Source organism: Bordetella pertussis 18323 (assembly GCF_000306945.1).
Lineage (GTDB): Bacteria > Pseudomonadota > Gammaproteobacteria > Burkholderiales > Burkholderiaceae_B > Bordetella > Bordetella pertussis.
Genome location: NC_018518.1, coordinates 3,041,810 through 3,057,079, shown reverse-complemented (window position 1 = coordinate 3,057,079; position 15,270 = coordinate 3,041,810). Strand labels below are relative to the sequence as shown.

The window sequence follows — 15,270 nt, the reverse complement described above, 5'->3', positions numbered from 1 at the left end:
GTCCATTTGGTGGACGATCTTGGCTACACAAAATTTGACATCGATTTGACGCCCAACAGGTATGCTTGCGCGTCTTTTTTTGCAACGAGGCGGACGAGGCCCTGGCCCTCCCGCCGCCGACGAGGAATCCCGTGCGCAGGCTGACCATACGTTTCGCGATCGCTATCCTGGTTCTGCTGACACTCAGCCGGCTGGGCCTGTCCGCCTGGCAATGGGAACGCGTCCAGGCCGCCGGCGGCCTGGGCCCCATCATGCTCGGCGGCCTGCGCATGGACCTGCGCCTGCTGGCCCTGGTCCTGGCCTTGCCGGCCGTGCTGGCGCCGTGGTTCGGGCACCGCGCCTGGGCCGCCAGCGCCACGGCATGGTGGTATCGCGTCTGGTGGATGCTGTTTGTGTTGCTGGAAGTATCCACGCCGCAGTTCATCGCCGAATACGACACCCGGCCCAACCGCCTGTATTTCGAGTACCTGGTGCATCCGCGCGAAGTCGCCTCCATGCTGTGGGAAGGCTACAAGGGCGTGCTGCTGGCATCCTTCGTGGTGCTGGTGCTGGCCGCCTGGCTGGCCGTGCGGCTGTTTCCCACCGGCCGCCAGGACGGCTTCATGAAGTGGTGGAAGCGCCCCTTCGTCACCCTGGCGGTGCTGGCCGTGGTGGTGCTGGCCGCGCGCGGCACCCTGCAGCACCGGCCCATCAATGCCTCCATGGTGGCCTTCAGCAGCGACGCCATGGTCAACACGCTGCCGCTCAATTCGCTGGGCAACGTGCTGGACGCGGCCTATCGCATGCAGGACGAGCGCTCGTCGGCCGCCTTGTATCCGCCCATGAAAACCGAGGAGATGAACCGCATCGTGCGGGCGGCGGCCGGGCTGGAAGATCCGCCGCTGGACGCCCGCTACCCCAGCCTGCACAAGCAGACGGCCACCGTGCGCCGCGACAAGCCGCTCAACCTGGTGATCATCCTGCAGGAGAGCCTGGGCGCGCAGTACGTGGGCAGCCTGGGCGGGCGCGACCTCACGCCCCAGCTGGATCGCCTGGCCAAGGACGGCTGGATGTTCAACCGCGCCTATGCCACCGGCACGCGCTCGGTGCGCGGCCTGGAGGCGGTCACCGCGGGCTTCCTGCCCACCGTGGCCGAGGCGGTGCTGAAGCTGCCGCGCTCGCAGACCGGCTTCTTCACCCTGGCCGACCTGCTGGGCCGCCACGGCTTCCATTCGCGCTTCATCTACGGCGGCGAAGCGCACTTCGACAACATGCGCGGCTTCTTCCTGGGCAACGGCTTCAACGAGGTGATCGACCGCCAGTCGTTCGTCGATCCGGTGTTCGTGGGGTCGTGGGGCGCGTCCGACGAGGACATGTTCAACCAGCTCGATCGCCTGCTGCGCGCCGACGACGGCAAGTCCACCTTCACGCTGGCCTTCTCGGTCAGCAACCACTCGCCGTGGGAATATCCGGCAGGACGCATCGAGCCGGTGGGCGACCCGGCCTCGGTGGACAACACCGTGCGCTACGCCGACTGGGCCATGGGCCAGTTCTTCGACAAGGCCAGGAAGGCGCCGTACTGGGACAACACCGTGTTCCTGGTGATCGCCGACCACGATTCGCGCGTGTATGGCGCCAACCTGGTGCCGGTGCGGCATTTCCAGATCCCGGCGCTGATCCTCGGCGGCACGGTCCCGCCGCGCAGCGACGATCGCATCGTGAGCCAGATCGACATGGGGCCGACCCTGCTGTCGCTGATCGGCCTGGACAACGTCAACCCCATGCTGGGCAGCGACCTGACCCAGCGCGACCCCAACCGGGCCATCATGCAGTATGGCGACAACTTCGGCTACCTGAAGGGCGATTCGCTGCTGGTCATCGAGCCCGGCAAGGACCCGCGCGAGTACCGCTATACGGCGGCGGCGTCCATGCGCGACGAGAAGTACGTCCCCATCGACCTCGACCCGGCGTTGCGCGACGAGGCGCTGGCCTTCGCCCTGTGGCCCAGCTGGGCGTACCGCGAAGAGCGCTACAAGCTGCCGAAGTAGGCCCGCAAGGAAAAAGGTGCCTGTCCCGGTTGGGACAGGCACCTTCGGCAAGCCGGAGCCTGGCACCCGTGGGGCATTGTGGGCCTGCGGGAGATGGTGCCCGGGGAGCCAGGCACCGGAGGGGATTACTTGGCGGCCAGCACGGTTCCCACGCAATCGCCGAAGCCGATGCGGGGATAGCCGGGCTTGCTGCATTCGGCGCGCATGATGATCTGGTCGCCGTCCTGCAGGAAGGTGCGCTGTTCGCCCCAGGGCAGGTCGAGCGGCTGCTTGCCGCCGTTGGTCAGCTCCAGCAGCGAGCCTGCCTCGGAGGCTTGCGGGCCGGACAGCGTGCCGGTGCCCATCATGTCGCCGGGTTGCAGGTTGCAGCCGTTGACCGTGTGGTGGGCCACCAGCTGCGCGATGTTCCAGTAGGCGTCGCGGAAGTTGCTGCGCGACAGCAGTGCCGGCTGCGCATGCTTGGCGCGCGACTGCTCGGTCGAGATCAGCACTTCCATCTGCACGTCGAACGCGCCGTGCGCGCGATTCTCGGCCGATTCCAGGTACGGCAGCGGCTGCGGGTCGGCGGCGTCGCGCGTCCACGCGGCGCGGAAGGGCTCCAGCGCTTCCAGCGTGACGATCCAGGGCGAAATCGTGGAGGCGAAGTTCTTGGCCAGGAAGGGGCCCAGCGGCTGGTATTCCCAGGCCTGGATGTCGCGCGCGGACCAGTCGTTCAGGATGCACAGGCCGAACACGTGCGATTCGGCTTCGCCCAGCGCGATGCGCTCGCCCTGCGCGTTGCCGCGGCCCACGAAGATGCCCAGCTCCAGTTCGTAGTCCAGCCGCTGGCACGGGCCGAACTGCGGCGCCTCGCCTTCGGCCGCCGGACGGGTCTGGCCGACCGGGCGCGCAAAGCGCTGGTCCACGCCGATGCTGGAGGCGCGGCCGTGATAGCCGATGGGCACCCACTTGTAGTTGGGCAGCAGGGGGTTGTCGGGGCGGAACTGCTTGCCCACGGCGGTGGCGTGGTGCACCGAGATGTAGAAATCGGTGTAGTCGCCGATGTGCGCCGGCGTGGTGTATTCGGCCTCGGCCTGCGCCACCAGCAGCGGCTCGATGCGCGCCTGCAGGGCCGAGCCCGCGCGCAGCGCGCGCGACAGCGCCAGGCGCAGCGCGCTCCAGTGCGCCTGGTCGAGCGCCATCAGCGCGTTGAGCCGTTCGCCCTGGCAGGCGGCCAGCGCGGCCGCGGCGGCGCCGTCGAACGGCGCCTGGGCGGCCAGCGCCGCCAGGTCGACAATGGCGTCGCCGATCGCCACGCCGGGGCGGAACGGGTCCTGCGTACCCTTGCGGCGGAACGCGGCGAACGGCAGGTTCTGGATCGGGAACGAGGTGTCGGCGGCGTTGGCGCTGGCAACCCAGCTTTGCAGGGCTGGATCGTGGGTTTCGTTGAGCTTGCTCATGGCTGCTTGTCTCTGCTTTTGAATCGGAAAATGGCCGGGCCGCAATGCCCAACGGCGATGAACATCGCGCTCATCGCCGCTGCATGCCGGCGCCGGGGCGTCGCGGGCTCAGGCCTGTTCGGGGTCGAAGTGCTTCTGCAACCCCTGCCAGCACTGATAGTAGTCATCCTGGCGCTGGGGCGAAGCCAGGGCCTGCGCCGTGGGGCGGATCACGCGGCGCGTCTCGAACATGAAGGCCATGGTATCGCGAATGTAGTGGGCCTGGCTGGTATCGGCGTGGCTGGCTTTCTCGAAGGTATCGGCGTCCGGGCCATGGCCGCTCATGCAGTTGTGCAGGCTGGCGCCGCCCGGCGCGAAGCCTTCGGCCTTGGCGTCGTAGACGCCGTGGATCAGGCCCATGAATTCGCTGGCGATATTGCGGTGGAACCAGGGCGGACGGAACGTGTTCTCCATCGCCAGGATGCGCGGCGGGAAGATGGCGAAATCCATGTTCGCGGTGCCCGGGGTGTCCGAGGGCGACGTCAGCACGGTGAAGATCGACGGATCGGGGTGATCGTAGCTGATCGAACCGACCGTGTTGAAGTTGCGCAGGTCGTACTTGTAGGGCGCGTGCGTGCCGTGCCAGGCCACCACGTTCAGCGGCGAATGGGTGATCGGCGCGCGCCAGAAGCCGCCGGTGAACTTGGCGATGAGCTCGAAATCGCCCTCGACGTCTTCGTACCAGGCCACCGGGATCTGGAAGTCGCGCGCGTTGGCCAGGCAGTTCGAGCCGATGGGGCCCAGTTCCGGCAGGCGCATGGCCGTGCCGAAGTTCTCCAGCACGTAGCCGCGCGCCACGTCGTCGAGCAGTTCGACGCGCAGGCGCACGCCGCGCGGGACGACGGCGATTTCATAGGGTTCGATGTCGATCAGGCCCAGCTCGGTGGCCAGGCGAAGGCGGCCCTGCTGCGGCACGATCAGCATTTCGCCGTCGGCGTTGTAGAAGAAGCGCCCCTGCATCGAGCGGTTGGCCGCGTACAGGTGGATGCCCACGCCGCTTTGCTCCTCGGGGCCGCCGTTGCCGCCCCAGGTGTGCATGCCGTCGATGAAATCGGTGGGCGCGTCCGGCATCGGCAGCGGGCTCCAGCGCAACTGGTTGGGCGTGACCGGCTGGCGGCCGAAGTCGCTCAGCCAGCGCTGCGCGCCGGCGAACGGCGCGAACGGCAGGTGCTGCACGCCCGGACGGATGCGGTACAGCCAGGAGCGGCGATTCTCGGCGCGCGGGGCGGTGAAGGCCGTGCCGGACAGTTGCTCGGCGTACAGGCCGTAGGGACAGATCTGCGGCGAATTGCGGCCGGCGGGCAGGGCGCCGGGCAGGGCCTCGGTGGCGCAGGCGTTGCCGAAGCCGGTCTGATAGTGCAAGGACATGGATGCCTCCTGGCGGTGCAGCCTGGTTCGGCGCGGTGGCCGTCCGGGCTTTTTTTCGTGGGGGCGGCGCGCGGGAAGCGGCCGTGGAAAAAGCGCGTTCGAGCCATTCTGCGCAAAATTGCCCGCTATGACTACGGGAATGCAAAAATAGTGGCTATAAATTTCGTGAATAATGGTGCTCCATGGCGGAACTGCGCAACATCGATCTCAACCTGCTGGTGATCTTCCAGCGCCTGCTGCAGGAGCGCAGCATCTCCGCCGTGGCGCGCCAGCTCGACCTGTCGCAGCCGGCGGTCAGCAATGCGCTGCGGCGCCTGCGCGCGGCCTGCGGCGACGATCTGTTCGTGCGCACGGCGCAGGGCATGCAGCCCACGCCGCATGCCGAGCGCCTGGGCGGGCCGGTGGGCGAGGCGCTGGCGCTGCTGTCGCATGCGCTGGACGCCACCCAGGACTTCGAGCCGCGGGCCAGCACACGGCGCTTTCGCATCGCCATGTCGGATGTCGGGGAAATTCATTTCATGCCGCGCCTGATGGACCAGTGCGCGCGCCATGCGCCGGGCGTGCGCATCGATTCGCTGCGTCTGCAGGGCGCCGACCTGCAGCGCGAGATGGACGCCGGCCGGGTCGACCTGGCGATCGGCGCGTTCGCCGACCTGGGCGGCGCCGTCATGCAGCGCATGCTGTTTCGCCAGGGCTACGCCACGCTGTATCGCCAGGGGCATCCCAGCGCGCACGAGGGCATGAGCCTGAAGGCGTTCCGGGCCGCGCATCATCTGGTGGTGTCGCACGCCACCCCTTACGGGCAGGTGAACCAGTCGCTGGAGCGCGCCGGCGTGACGCTGGGCGAGCACTTCAGCGTGCCGCATTTCGCGGCGGTGCCGTACATCGTCAGCACCACCGATCTGCTGGCCACGGTGCCGCAGAAACTGGCGGCCAGCGCCGCCCCGCATTTCGGCCTGGGCTTGCTGACGCCGCCCCTGCGCATGCCCACGCTGCAGACCAACCTGTACTGGCATCGGCGCTTCCAGCGCGACAGCGGCAGCCAGTGGTTGCGTGCGCTGATCGTGCAGGCGTTCGCCGACGCGCCCTGAACGGCCGGCTCAGGGCGCCGGCGGGGCGACGACGGACTGGCGCGCGTGCTCCAGGGCCGCGCGCAGCACCGCCATGTCGCCGATATGGTTGGCCAGCAGCAGGATCAGCGCCGCGTTCAGCTCGCGGCTCTGTTCGTCGCTGAGGTCGCGGTGCGTGTCGATCAGCGCTTCGTAGAAATTGTCGGGGCCCGCCAGGTTGGGCGTGGTGATCAGGGGCATGATGGGCTCCTTTACGCGCGGCCGATGGCGCGCGCCAGCGCCCGCCGGACGGCCTGGGCGTCGAAGGCGCGAAAGCGCGCCGCAATGTGTTGGTCGGGGCGGATCAGGTAGCAGGTGCCGGGCCGGGCGTCGTAGCGGCGGGCCAGCCAGCCTTCGCTGTCCTCGACCACGCGCACCCCTGCGGGCGCGGCGGCCGGCGCGGCGCCCGCGTCGCAGACCAGGATGGGCTGCACGGGCACCTCGTCCTGCTGCAGTGCCCGCAGCGCGTCCAGCATATCGGCCCGCGGCGTCTCGGCGCCGCAGAACAGCGCCAGCGCGAACCCGCCATCGAGCTGGGACAGCCACCAGCCGGGCTGCGCGTCCGCCCGTACGGGCGCGTCCAGCGCCACGGCGCCCGGCCGCATCGTGCCGGCATAGGGGTCGCTGTCGGGCGTGTTCAGCGGCGAGTCGGCGTAGGCGGCCGACACCGACAGGCGGCCGCTGTTGACCAGCGTGCGCGCGAACGGATGCTGGCGCGCCAGGTTGAGCACGGCGTTGCGGAAGGTGCGGCTGACTTCGCTCTTGGGCGTGATGAAGTCGGTCGAGCGCGACGAATTCAGGATGTTCTCGTCGGCGGCGTATTCGCGTTCGGCGGCGTAGCTGTCGATCAGCGATTCGGGGGCGTGGCCCGCCAGCACCAGCTTCAGCTTCCAGGCCAGGTTCTCGGCGTCCTGCACGCCGCTATTGGCGCCGCGCGCGCCGAACGGCGAGACGCGGTGGGCCGAATCGCCGGCGAACACCACGCGCCCATGGCGGAAATGGTCCATGCGCTCGCAGGCGAAGGTGTAGACGCTCACCCACTCCAGTTCGAAGTCGGCGTCCGGGCCCAGCAGGGCGCGGATGCGCGGCAGCACGTTCTCGGGCTTGACGGCCTCGACAGGGTCGGCGTTCCAGCCCAGCTGGAAATCGATGCGCCAGACATTGTCGGGCTGCATGTGCAGCAGGACCGACTGATTGGGGTGGAAGGGCGGGTCGAACCAGAACCAGCGCTCAGCGGGATAATCGGCCGCCATCTTCACGTCGGCGATCAGGAAGCGGTCCTTGAATACCCGGCCATGGGTTTCCAGGTCCAGCAGCTTGCGCACCGGCGAGCGCGCGCCGTCGCAGGCGACCAGCCAGTCGGCATGCAGGGCGTAGGCGCCGTCGGGCGTGTCGACCGTGACCTGCACGCCATCGGCCTGCTGCGCCACGCCCACCACCTTGCTTTTCCAGCGCAGCTCGATGCCCGGCTGGGCGCTGGCCAGTTCGTGCAGGTAGCCCTCGGCGTAATACTGCTGCAGGTTGATGAAGGCCGGGCGCCGGTGCCCGGGCTCGGGCAGCAGGTCGAAGCGCCAGACTTCCTGGTCGCGGAAGAACACCTTGCCGACGTTCCACGATACGCCCTTGTCGACCATGCGCTGGCCCACGCCCAGGCGGTCCCAGATCTCCAGCGTGCGCTTGGCGAAGCAGATGGCGCGCGAGCCGGTCGACAGGCGGTAGTCGTCATCCAGCACCACGACCCGCAGGCCTTGCCGCGCCAGGTCCAGCGCCGTGGTCAGGCCCACCGGGCCCGCGCCCACCACGATCACACAGTGCCGGGCCGGCGTGTCGCGCTGCTGGTCGGCGCATTTCGTATAGGCGAACTCGATCGCCTGGTAGTCGATGTCTCCCACGACTGTCTCCTGCGTGGCGGGTATGTCTTGGTCTTTTGTTCATGCAGGGCGCGCGGCCGGCGCAAAGGCCGCCGGCCGGGCCCATCGATGCGGCGGGGCGATCAGCCTTCGAGCTGCTGCCACATCTCGATGTCGCGCTTGTCGGTCCAGATGCGCGGATCGTAGTGGCCGGTTGCCTCGTCGTAGGCGCGCGAGACGTTGAACGGCATGCAGTGGTCGAAGATCACCCACTGGCTGTAGCGCGGCTTCATGAAATCGTAGACCTCGCGGTAAATCGTCTTGAGGTCCTTGCCATCGGCCACGCCGCGGTTGACGGCGGCGTACAGGTCGGTCAGGAAGGCGCGCGTGCCGGCCAGGCCCTGGCGCACTTCGGTGGCGCTCTTGAGCGCCGGGCCGCGGCCCGGGACCATTTTCTCGGCCTCGAAGCCCGCCAGCGCGTCCAGCGTGGCCGGCCATTCGCGGAAATAGCAGTCGCCGCAGTACGGGGTGGACTGGTACTCGACCAGATCGCCGGCGAACAGGATCTTCTGCTCGGGCAGCCAGGCGATGGTGTCGCCCTTGGTATGGCCGCGGCCGACCTGCAGCAGCTTGACTTCCAGGTTGCCCAGGTCGACCGTCATTTCGCCCTTGAACGTCATGGTGGGCCACACCAGGCCGGGCGGGATCGATTCGACGTTGCGGAACAGGCGCGGGAAGCGGCCGATCTCGCTGGCCTTGTCTTGTTCGCCGCGCTCGGCGATCAGGTCGTAGGTGTCGCGGCTGGCCAGGATTTCCTGGGCGCCGTAGGCCGAGGCGCCGAACACGCGCACGGCGTGGTAGTGCGACAGCAGGATGTACTTGATGGGCTTGTCGGTGACTTCGCGCACGCGGCGGATCACGTCCTGGGCCATGACGGGCGTGGCCTGGGTATCGACCACCATGACCGCGTCGTCGCCGACGATGATGCCGGTGTTGGGGTCGCCTTCGGCCGTATAGGCGTAGGCGTTGTCGGAGAGTTTTTCGAACGAAACGACCTTGTCTTCCAGGTCGGCATGCGAGGCGAATTGTTTGCTCACGGTGGGCTCCTTCCACTTATACGAATGCGTGGAAGGAAATATAGCGCGGCGTTTGTTTTTTGTGCAATACGTTTGCTATAGACGAATTCCCTAGCGTTTCTGGCAGCTCGGACAGAAATACGTGGCGCGCTGGCCCTGCACCAGGCGGCGGATCGGCGTGCCGCACACGCGGCAGGGCAGGCCGGCGCGCTCGTAGACGGCGGCGTGGATGGCGAAATACGCGCCCGGCTCGCCGCTGGCGCCGACGTAGTCGCGCAGCGTGCTGCCGCCGGAATCCAGCGCGTCCGACAGGGTGGCGCGGATGGCGGCCGCCAGCCGGTCGCAGCGCGCCGCCGAGACGCGCTGGGCGGCCGTGCGCGGATCGATGCCGGCGCGAAACAGGCTTTCCGATGCGTAGATGTTGCCCACGCCCACCACGGCGTCGCCGGCCAGCAGGGCCTGCTTGATGGCGACCCGGCGTCCGCGGAAGTAGGCGTGCAGCCAGCGGCCGTCAAAGCGCGGGTCGAACGGTTCGATGCCCAGGCGGGCCAGCAGCGGGTGGGCGGCGATCGGGCCGGCCTCGTCGGGGTGCCACAGCACCGCGCCGAAGCGGCGCGGATCGTGCAGCCGCAGGACGGCGTGGTCGAAAACCCAGTCGACGTGGTCGTGCTTGCGCGGCGCCTCCTGCTCGGGCACCCGGCGCAGCGATCCGGACATGCCCAGGTGCACGATCTGCACGCCATGGTCGAAGCGCAGCAGCAGGTATTTGCCGCGCCGCCCGCATTCGAGCACGGTGCGGCCGGCCAGCAGATCGGGCAGGGCGGGTGGAATGGGCCAGCGCATGCGCGCTTCGCGCACGACCAGGCGGCGTAGCGTCCGGCCCGTTATGACGGTGTCGATTCCCCGTCGGGTGGTCTCGACTTCAGGCAGTTCCGGCATGAGCCAGTGTAAGATCATCAATTGCGTGTACGAAGATTGTGCCATCAACCGGACGGGCCGCGTGAAGTTGTCGCTCAAACACATTAATTTCGGAGTAGCCGCGCTGGCGCTGGCGCTGGCGTTGGCGGGCTTGCAGTCCCTACCCGCGCAGGCCGCCGAGGTGCGTCCGCGCGATGCCACCGGCCCGCGCCTGATCCAGCCGAGCAAGCAGCCCGAGACCGAAGTCATCCGCCTGCGGCCGGGGCAACTGCCCTATGTTTCGCTTACCGCCGACATCTTCTATCGCATCGTCGGCGCCGAACTGGCCGCCCAGCGCGGCATGTACGGCACCGCCGCCGCCACGCTGGTGACGCTGGCGCGCGAGACGGGCGATCCGCGCCTGGCCCGCCGCGGGCTGGAGTTCCAGCTTGCCGGGGGCAATCTGCCGGGCGCCCTGGATGCGGCGCGCGCCTGGTCCAGCCTGGCGCCCAACGATATCGAGGCCAGCTCCACCGAGCTGGCGCTGGCCGCCGCCAACGGCGAGACCTCGGGGCTGGCGACGGCGCTGCGCAAGCGCATCGACATGGCGCGCGACAAGCCGGCGGCCATCGTGCAGGCCATGGGCGTGCTCAGCCGCCTGAACGACCGCCGCCTGGCGCTGCGCATCCTGGACGAATCGCTCAGCGACAGCGCCCGCAAGCTGCCCGCCGCCCACCTGGCCTTGGCCGACGTGGCGCAGGCCGCCGGCGACTACCCGCGCGCCGCCAACGAAGCCTACGCCGCGCTGGCCGCCGACCCCAAGTCCGAGGCCGCCGCGCAGCGCGTGCTCGAATACGGCGCCAAGGTCGACGCCACGCGCGCGCAGCACCAGGCGCGCGCCTTCATCAACCGCAATCCGGACGCGCGCAAGCTGCGCCTGATGCTGGCCGGCCAGATCGCCGACGGCGGCGACTACGACGGCGCGCTGGCCGAGCTGCAGGCGATGTCGCGGCGCTCGCCCGAGGATTTCGACCTGATGTTCATGCAGGCCCAGCTGGCCTACAAGGCGGGACGCCTGGACCAGGCGCGCGGCTACCTGCAGCAATACCTCGACGTGCAGAACCAGCGCCAGATGGCCACCGCGCCGGGCGCCACCGACGCCGGCGCCGCCGCGGCCGACGCCCACGTGCTGCTGTCGCGCATCGCCGAAGACCAGGGCCGCTACGACGAAGCCATCCGCGAGCTGGGCCGCATCGACGACCCGGCCATGCGCTATTCGGCGCACATGCGCCAGGCCACGCTGCGGGCGCGCCAGGGGCGCATCGACGACGCGCTGGCCATGGTGGACCGGGCCGATCCGCAGGACGACGAAGAGCGCACGCTGGGCGTGCTGACCAAGGCGCAGATCCTGCGCGACGCCGACCAGGTCGATCGCGCGGTGGCTATCCTGGTGGCGGCCGACAAGGCCATGCCCGACACGGTCGAGATCAAGTACGAACTGGCCATGCTGTACGAGCGCCAGGGGCGCATCGACCAGCTCGAGCGCCTGCTGCGCGAAGTCATCGCGCTCGACCCCGACCATGCCCATGCCTACAACGCGCTGGGCTACACGCTGGCCGACCGCAACCAGCGGCTGCCCGAGGCGCTGGACCTCATCACCCAGGCGCTCGAGCTGTCGCCCGAGGATCCCTTCATCCTCGACAGCATGGGCTGGGTCAAATTCCGCATGGGCGAGCCTTCCGCTGCGATCGAGTACCTCAAGCGCGCCTATGCGCTGCGCCCCGAGGCCGACATCGCCGCCCACCTGGCCGAAGTGCTGTGGGTGCAGGGCGAGCGCGACAGCGCCACCGAACTGCTGCGCACCGCCTACGCCAAGGATCCCAAGAACCGCGCCCTGCTCGACACGATGCGCCGCCTGGAGGTGCGCCCGTGAGCGCCTGCCCGGCGCCGCGCTCGCCCGTCCGCTGGCTGCACGCATTCACGCTGTTCCTGCTGCTGGCCGTGCTGGCCGGCTGCGTCAGCGTGCCCAAGCCCATGGCCGGCGCGGGCGAGGACGTGTTCTCGCGGGTGGGCCGGTTCGCCATCACCGTCACCGAGTCCGACGGCAAGCAGCAGGCCGTGCAGGGCGGTTTCGCGTGGCGCGACGATGGCGGCAGCTATCTGCTGGACCTGACCAATCCGCTGGGCTCGACCGAGGCGCGCGTCGAAGGGCGCCCCGGCATGGCCGTCCTGACACGCGCCAATGGCGAGCGCCTGGCGGCCGAGCATCCCGATGCGCTGGCCGAGGACGCCCTGGGCAGCCCGGTGCCGGTGACGGGGCTGCGCGACTGGCTGCGCGGCCGCCTGATGGCCGGCGCGGCCCCGGATGGCCTGGAGCGCGACGCGCAAGGCCGCCCCACGGCCTTCGAGCAGGACGGCTGGAACGCGCGCCTGAGCCGCTACGACGCGCAAGGCCCGCAACTGCTGGTGTTGCAGCGCCAGGAGCCCGGCCGCCGCATCCTGGTGCGGCTGGTGATTACCCAGCCCTAGGCGGGCGGCGGTCTAGAATAGGGGCATCCCCAGCCCCTCGCTTCCGCCGTGACGCTCTACGACGTACCCGCACCCGCCAAGTTGAACCTGTTTCTGCACGTGGTGGGCCGCCGCGCCGACGGCTACCATCTGCTGCAGACCGCGTTCCGCTTCATCGACCTGGCCGACACCCTGCATTTCGAAGCGCGCGCCGACGGTGCCATCGGCCGCGCGTACGAACTGCCTGGCGTGGCCGAGTCCGACGACCTGGTCGTGCGCGCCGCGCGCAGCCTGCAGCGCGCCACCGGCACCCGCCAGGGCGCGCAGATCGGCCTGCACAAGCGCATCCCGCAGGGCGGCGGCCTGGGCGGCGGATCGAGCGACGCCGCCACCACCCTGATCGCCCTGAACCGGCTCTGGGGCACCGGCCTGTCGCGCAGCCAGTTGATGCAACTGGCGCTGCCGCTGGGCGCCGACGTTCCGGTCTTCGTCTTCGGCCAGTCGGCCTTCGCGCAGGGCGTGGGCGAAGACCTGACGGCCGTGGCGCTGTCGCCGGCGGCCTATCTGGTGGTGCAGCCCGACGCCGGCGTGCCCACTGCCGTCATTTTTTCCGACCCCGATTTGACAAGGGATTGCGCTTCGGTCACAATAGCGGACTTTCTTGCTTTGCCAACTTCCTGCTTTGGCAGGAATGATCTGGAGCCGGTGGTGTTGCGGCGGTATCCTGAGGTTTCAGGGGCTGTTCGCTGGCTTTTCGAGCACGGTTTGCGTGTTCGGATGTCGGGATCTGGGGCGTGTCTTTTCGCCGAATTTCCCACCCTGCCGGAAGCCGTTTTGGCACAAGAGGAAATAACCGCTACAATGCGCGTCGCTGGAAAAACAACCAGCCATACGCATCCCGGGTTCCGGTTGGTACAGGCTAGTACTGGATTGACTGAGCATCCGTTGCGGAACTGGATTGCAAGCTAGTTGGGGAGTCGCCAAGCTGGTTAAGGCACCGGATTTTGATTCCGGCATGCGAAGGTTCGAATCCTTCCTCCCCAGCCAAACCAATACATAAAAAAGCTGTTGAACGCGCCCGTCAGACACTGGCTCCAGTTCAGCAGCTTTTTTGTTTTACGAGATTTTCAGCGCGCACCTCCGTACGTGACCTGAAACCGACCACTGCATCAACATCATGGCAAACGACAGCTTCATGATTTTCACGGGTACCGCCAACACGCGGCTGGCCGTGGACGTAGTCAACCACCTCGACATGTCGCTGGGAAAAATGACCGTCGGTCGTTTCTCCGATGGCGAGGTGATGGTCGAGATCAACGAGAACGTGCGCGGCAAGGACGTCTTCGTGCTGCAGCCCACCTGTGCGCCCACGAACGACAACCTGATGGAAATCATGGTGATGGTCGATGCCCTGCGCCGCGCCTCGGCCGGCCGCATCACCGCCGCCATCCCGTATTTCGGCTATGCCCGCCAGGATCGCCGGCCGCGCTCGGCGCGCGTGGCGATCTCGGCCAAGGTCGTGGCCAACATGCTGCAGGTCGCCGGCGTCGACCGCGTGCTGACCATGGACCTGCACGCTGACCAGATCCAGGGTTTCTTCGACATCCCGGTCGACAACATCTATGCCGGTCCGATCCTGCTGGGCGACATCTGGCGCCGCAATTTCTCGAACCTGGTGGTGGTGTCGCCCGACATCGGCGGCGTGGTGCGCGCCCGCGCGCTGGCCAAGCAGCTGGAAGCCGACCTGGCCATCATCGACAAGCGCCGTCCGCGCGCCAACGTGTCGGAAGTGATGAACATCATCGGCGAAGTCGACGGCCGCACCTGCATCATCATGGACGACATGGTCGACACCGCCGGCACGCTGTGCAAGGCGGCCCAGGCCCTGAAAGACCGCGGCGCCGGCGCCGTCTACGCGTATTGCACGCACCCGGTGCTGTCGGGCGGCGCCATCGAGCGCATCGAGACCTCCTCGCTGGACGAGCTGGTCGTCACCGACACCATCCCGCTGTCCGAGCAAGCCCAGGCCTGCGGCAAGATCCGCCAGCTGTCGTGCGCCGCGCTGCTGGGCGAGACCATTCTGCGCATTTCCAACGCCGAGTCGGTCAGCTCGCTGTTTGCCGACTGATCGGCGCCCGTATTCCCGAATTTGCGCGCCGCTGGTCGCGGCGGCGCGCAAAAACCACGCAGCGCATGTCGCGCCGCGTGTTTTAACCGGCGATCCATTCGCCAGATTGTTTGGAGTTTTCCATGAAATTCAACGCCACTGCGCGTAGCGTCCAGGGTTCGAGTGCGAGCCGCCGCCTGCGCCGCGCGGGCCGCGTGCCTGCCATCGTTTACGGCGGTACCGCTGCCCCCCTGAACATCGAACTGGATCACAACGAGATCTACCATGCCCTGCGCAAGGAAGAATTCCACGCGTTGATCCTGAACATGGTCATCGAGGGCGGCAAGACCGAAGAAGTGCTGCTGCGTTCGGTTCAATGGCACGCCTACAAGCCGCAAGTCATGCACGTCGACTTCCAGCGCGTCGAAGCCAACCAAGCCCTGCACACCAAGGTGCCCCTGCACTTCATCAACGCCGAAGTGTCGCCGGCCGTCAAGCTGAGCGGCGCGATCATCTCGCACGTGCTGACCGAACTGGACATCACCTGCCTGCCGGCGCTGCTGCCCCAGTTCATCGAAGTCAACCTGGGCGACCTGCTGGGTGGCGGTTCGATCCACCTGGCCGACATCAAGCTGCCCAAGGGCGTGACGTTCAACGCCCACGGCGGCGACACCAACCCCCTGATCGCTGCCGCGGTCGTCAAGGGTGGCGGTGCCGCTGACGAAGGCGACGCTGCCGCCGAGCAACCTGCCGCCTGAGTGCGCCAGGACGCGGCGACGACCGTCCGCCGCGGGCTCGTGCCCGACGTCCCCGAAACCCTGCGCATGCGATTTGCATGCGCAGGGTTTTG

13 protein-coding genes and 1 tRNA gene are annotated in these 15,270 nt (G+C 68.3%); 8 read left to right on the top strand and 6 right to left on the bottom strand.

Annotated features, from left to right (window positions below; all coding sequences use genetic code 11):
- Nucleotides 1–65: 65 nt before the first annotated feature.
- Nucleotides 66–2,027, top strand: a complete 1,962-nt coding sequence (locus BN118_RS14410; protein WP_010931315.1) for an LTA synthase family protein — start codon at nt 66–68, stop codon at nt 2,025–2,027.
- Between the two features lie 125 nt (nt 2,028–2,152).
- Here BN118_RS14410 and fahA read toward each other — a convergent pair whose 3' ends face one another.
- Both fahA and hmgA read right to left on the bottom strand, forming a co-directional pair.
- Entirely contained in the window at nt 2,153–3,466 is a 1,314-nt protein-coding gene (fahA, locus tag BN118_RS14405) for a fumarylacetoacetase (RefSeq protein WP_003818932.1), read from the bottom strand.
- 108 nt (nt 3,467–3,574) lie between these two features.
- Entirely contained in the window at nt 3,575–4,873 is a 1,299-nt protein-coding gene (hmgA, locus tag BN118_RS14400) for a homogentisate 1,2-dioxygenase (protein WP_003818930.1), read from the bottom strand.
- 182 nt (nt 4,874–5,055) lie between these two features.
- Here hmgA and BN118_RS14395 point away from each other — a divergent pair, with 182 nt between their 5' ends.
- Entirely contained in the window at nt 5,056–5,964 is a 909-nt protein-coding gene (locus BN118_RS14395; protein ID WP_010931314.1) for a LysR family transcriptional regulator, read from the top strand.
- 9 nt (nt 5,965–5,973) lie between these two features.
- On the opposite strand, the gene BN118_RS14390 is transcribed toward BN118_RS14395, so the two are convergent.
- The 4 genes from BN118_RS14390 to mutM all read right to left on the bottom strand — a co-directional run bounded on the left by BN118_RS14390 (nt 5,974) and on the right by mutM (nt 9,847).
- Complete coding sequence (locus tag BN118_RS14390) at nt 5,974–6,183, bottom strand: DUF2783 domain-containing protein (protein WP_003808487.1); 210 nt, start codon at nt 6,181–6,183, stop codon at nt 5,974–5,976.
- A gap of 11 nt (nt 6,184–6,194) precedes the next feature.
- Complete coding sequence (locus tag BN118_RS14385) at nt 6,195–7,874, bottom strand: FAD-dependent oxidoreductase (RefSeq protein ID WP_014905969.1); 1,680 nt, start codon at nt 7,872–7,874, stop codon at nt 6,195–6,197.
- A 101-nt stretch (nt 7,875–7,975) separates the two neighbouring features.
- Nucleotides 7,976–8,929: an MBL fold metallo-hydrolase gene (locus BN118_RS14380; RefSeq protein ID WP_010931313.1), complete on the bottom strand. Its 954-nt coding sequence runs from the start codon at nt 8,927–8,929 to the stop codon at nt 7,976–7,978.
- Nucleotides 8,930–9,019: 90 nt separating this feature from the next.
- Nucleotides 9,020–9,847, bottom strand: coding sequence for a bifunctional DNA-formamidopyrimidine glycosylase/DNA-(apurinic or apyrimidinic site) lyase (gene mutM, locus BN118_RS14375; RefSeq protein ID WP_010925978.1), 828 nt, complete (start codon nt 9,845–9,847; stop codon nt 9,020–9,022).
- Here mutM and BN118_RS14370 point away from each other — a divergent pair.
- The 6 genes from BN118_RS14370 to BN118_RS14345 all read left to right on the top strand — a co-directional run bounded on the left by BN118_RS14370 (nt 9,846) and on the right by BN118_RS14345 (nt 15,178).
- Nucleotides 9,846–11,738, top strand: a complete 1,893-nt coding sequence (locus tag BN118_RS14370; RefSeq protein ID WP_014905968.1) for a tetratricopeptide repeat protein — start codon at nt 9,846–9,848, stop codon at nt 11,736–11,738. The genes mutM and BN118_RS14370 overlap by 2 nt on opposite strands.
- A complete protein-coding gene (gene lolB / locus BN118_RS14365) occupies nt 11,735–12,334 on the top strand; it encodes a lipoprotein insertase outer membrane protein LolB (RefSeq protein WP_003818921.1) in 600 nt (199 codons plus the stop codon). Before BN118_RS14370 ends, lolB begins: the two co-directional genes overlap by 4 nt.
- Nucleotides 12,335–12,382: 48 nt before the next feature.
- The gene (ispE, locus tag BN118_RS14360; RefSeq protein ID WP_014905967.1) at nt 12,383–13,282 is read left to right on the top strand and encodes a 4-(cytidine 5'-diphospho)-2-C-methyl-D-erythritol kinase; all 900 of its coding nucleotides are present in this window, start codon (nt 12,383–12,385) and stop codon (nt 13,280–13,282) included.
- Between the two features lies 1 nt (nt 13,283).
- Nucleotides 13,284–13,360: transfer RNA gene (locus BN118_RS14355), tRNA-Gln, on the top strand.
- A gap of 130 nt (nt 13,361–13,490) precedes the next feature.
- Nucleotides 13,491–14,441: a ribose-phosphate pyrophosphokinase gene (locus tag BN118_RS14350; protein ID WP_014905966.1), complete on the top strand. Its 951-nt coding sequence runs from the start codon at nt 13,491–13,493 to the stop codon at nt 14,439–14,441.
- A 122-nt stretch (nt 14,442–14,563) separates the two neighbouring features.
- On the top strand, nt 14,564–15,178 hold the full coding sequence (locus BN118_RS14345) for a 50S ribosomal protein L25/general stress protein Ctc (RefSeq protein WP_029443719.1): 615 nt from the start codon (nt 14,564–14,566) through the stop codon (nt 15,176–15,178).
- The last annotated feature ends 92 nt before the right edge of the window (nt 15,179–15,270 follow it).

What these genes read in the sequence shown, in the direction of transcription:
- BN118_RS14345 (WP_029443719.1), top strand. Translation starts at nt 14,564, where the DNA reads ATGAAATTCAACGCCACTGCGCGTAGCGTCCAGGGTTCGAGTGCGAGC.
- BN118_RS14350 (WP_014905966.1), top strand. Translation starts at nt 13,491, where the DNA reads ATGGCAAACGACAGCTTCATGATTTTCACGGGTACCGCCAACACGCGG.
- BN118_RS14395 (WP_010931314.1), top strand. Translation starts at nt 5,056, where the DNA reads ATGGCGGAACTGCGCAACATCGATCTCAACCTGCTGGTGATCTTCCAG.
- mutM (WP_010925978.1), bottom strand. Translation starts at nt 9,847, where the DNA reads ATGCCGGAACTGCCTGAAGTCGAGACCACCCGACGGGGAATCGACACC.
- BN118_RS14370 (WP_014905968.1), top strand. Translation starts at nt 9,846, where the DNA reads ATGAGCCAGTGTAAGATCATCAATTGCGTGTACGAAGATTGTGCCATC.
- hmgA (WP_003818930.1), bottom strand. Translation starts at nt 4,873, where the DNA reads ATGTCCTTGCACTATCAGACCGGCTTCGGCAACGCCTGCGCCACCGAG.
- fahA (WP_003818932.1), bottom strand. Translation starts at nt 3,466, where the DNA reads ATGAGCAAGCTCAACGAAACCCACGATCCAGCCCTGCAAAGCTGGGTT.
- BN118_RS14390 (WP_003808487.1), bottom strand. Translation starts at nt 6,183, where the DNA reads ATGCCCCTGATCACCACGCCCAACCTGGCGGGCCCCGACAATTTCTAC.